Source organism: Gordoniibacillus kamchatkensis (assembly GCF_000829455.1).
GTDB lineage: Bacteria > Bacillota > Bacilli > Paenibacillales > NBRC-103111 > Gordoniibacillus > Gordoniibacillus kamchatkensis.
Window position 1 is genome coordinate 1 of sequence record NZ_JXAK01000133.1, and the last position, 2,943, is coordinate 2,943.

Annotated in this window: 1 protein-coding gene; it reads left to right on the plus strand. The window is 53.3% G+C overall.

Going from position 1 to position 2,943, the window contains the following annotated elements; genetic code table 11:
- Window positions 1-2,943: DUF5704 domain-containing protein (locus tag SD70_RS37345; RefSeq protein ID WP_052488133.1), on the plus strand; the 2,943-nt coding region annotated here is incomplete at both ends.

Consider the following 2,943-nt stretch of genomic DNA (forward strand, 5'->3'; position numbering starts at 1 on the left):
CAAGAGGGCCGAACCTTGGGCGCATCCGGACGACTTGGACGATTATTTCGGCATTCATGTACCCTATCGAAGCGCGGAATTTCCCGTCGATGTCATTGCAAAAACCGTAGACGGCATTGTCATTCAAAGACCGGAAGTTACATTTCTAAAGGGCAAGTACAAAGTCGGGGAAACGATCGATCATGAATTTCCCGAAACGATCGAGGATAACGGGAAAACATATAAAATCGTTCGCTCCTATTTGTCGCCCAAGCAGGACCCGACGCGGAAAGACTGGCTGCAAGAAAATCCCGAAACGAATCCGAAGGTGCGAACGCGAAGCTTTACGGTGCATCTGGGTGGAACGGACGCGGTTGCCGAATATGCGGAGAACAATCCGGTGAAAGCCATCTATCAAAAAGAAGACGGCACCAAACTCAAAGAAGTGGACAAAGGCGTTTTCGCAACCGGCGAGGAAGCGAGCCATACGTTTGAAGGACAAATCACTTCCGGCGGTCAGACGTATGAAATCATCCGGTCTTACGTTACGAACAATAACAAACCCGACGAGAAGCTGTTCATTCAGGAAAAAGGAGACCCCAAACTCAAAGAGCGCTCCATTCTGGTGGGATCGGGCGGCTCCAACTTTATCGGCATTTACAAAATTCCTTCCTCGGTAACGGTTACGTCCCGGATTGAAGCGCCGGAAACGGTCGATCAAAACGTGACTGAAGTGGACGGGAATTTTGTTTTTGAAGTCGAGTCGCTAAAGAATTTGAAGTCATACGAGATCACGGATATTCGAAATGCCAGGCTCGTTCAAACGGGCGACAAAACCGGAACCCTCTCCGGCACGTCAACGAGTAAAACGATTCCGATCAAAGTCCCTTTCACGTCCGGCGACAAAGTGAGCGTGCAAATCACTGTCGTCGTGAAGGATGTGGACGGCAATACGGGGGATTCGACATCGGACCATACGGTACGTAAAGGCGACGGGGGCGGAGAACCTCAACCGGGCGATTCCCAGCAGGCCGAAGTGATGGAGCCAAGCGTTTCTGCCGTCATTCAGGCGGATGCGCGCGGCGCAGAAAAATTTGATGTGCTGCAAGGCATTCCGACTTCAGAGAGCCTGTATGTGAACGCTTTGGCCAAATCGTACTTGTATCGCAACACGTTCACGGAAACGACCGGCACGAAGCAATACCCGATTCAGGTGAGCAAAACGTACACCCTTTCCTGGACGGAGACGAAATCCGGTCCGCCTGATGCGGACGGGAATCCGACGACCATTACCGTTCCGCGTTCAGATACACAGACGGTCACCAAAAACTATTCGATTGAACGCAAGTATAGCTTCTGGACGATTCAAAATCTCGAAGTGTACGGCATTCAGAAGGCGACGGTCTCCAATTATGCGCTTCCGTCAGGAACGGTTACGCTTATACCGAACGGATACACCCCCCCAACCGTTTCCGCCGCGCATGATCCGTCACTTAGTGCGCATATCATCGATCCGGTCTATACGAATGTGACGCTTCCCGGACAAACGATTTCCGGCGGTTCCAGCCGGCCTTCCGTACCGAACGAGGACTGGAAGTCAACTGCAGAAAGCGCCATCGGCAAGATCAAGGTGAAAAACGACTCGTTCGTTTTTAACGGAAATACAATCATGGACAACCGGACCGTTGAGGAAAAAGCGCCAACGCCGGGGGCGATACCGTCCCCGCCGATGATTGGGCAAGAGGTGCTGTACGGCAAAGGTTATCTCATTGACGCTTCCAAAACGAACAAAGCGAATCAACCCAGCACCGGCACCATAACGTATTCCCTGATTAAAGGCATCGGTGGCGGAGCAAGCAAAACGTTTCCGATTGGCGGCATCAACCCGGTAACCGTGCATACGCCGGTGGTGAACTACGCCTCGGTGTCGGACGATCAAGACCACAACCAGAAAACGCAGCCGACTGCCGGGCGATCAGCGCTCATTCTGGACCGGCCCTTTACCGTGACGATTCCGACAAGCGGCCCGCACAAGGACATCAAGGGCTATGGCAATCGGGATTATGCCAAGTATGTGAGGGACAAGCAGGTACGCTTTCCGTTCGATGTGTACAAAGCGGATCGCACAACGCTCGTCCCCAAGGAGACGTGGGTGTCCACCCCGGTCGGTCAGTCGCAGACGACTTTCTATTTACCCGTTTGGGTGGACGAGGGCAATTACGACGTGTTATTCCGAACGTTTGCCGAGAATAGTCCGGCCTCCTTTACGTCCCAGATGAATGCCAATCTGGACTTATCCAACCATGTGGCTACGCAGGTGGTTCCAGTGGAAGTGGTCGGCCGCCTCTATGATTTCCGCATCACCGACATTGCCGATTTTGCATGGGAATCGGTGTTCCGCCCCCAAAAGGGCAACGCGACGCCGACAGGAAACGCCTATTGGGTCGGCACGAAAGGAATTGACGGCGCACTGCGCGGCAATACCCCACCTTACGTGCTGCCGGTACGGCAAGGCAGTCATCCCGAGAGCGGCAAGAAAAACGTAGCGGTCAAAACGGGTTACCATGTCAAATTCGAAGTCATGACGAAAGGCAACATGTTCGGTTCGGGCGACGGCATCCTCATTACACCGACGTTTTATTTTGTGGACAGCAAGGGGAAGAACAGGCAAGAAGTCGATCTCTACTATCATTCAGGCAGTCAGCGGTTTATTCGTATCGGCTCCAGCGACGATGTTGAAAAACGGTATGTGACGCTCGACGCTCGCCTGCGCAATGTGCCGAAGCAGGAGTTGACCGACACTGCCGCAACGCTTTGGTCGCTAAACGGTTCGCCCGGAGACAGGCAGACGTTTATCGATCAATTTGTAAAGGATGCGCAGAAGCCGACCTATGTGGGCGGCTACGATATCATGCTGCTGCCGCCTCAGCTTCGGACGTTTGTCGGAAGCACGCAGGTGCCCTC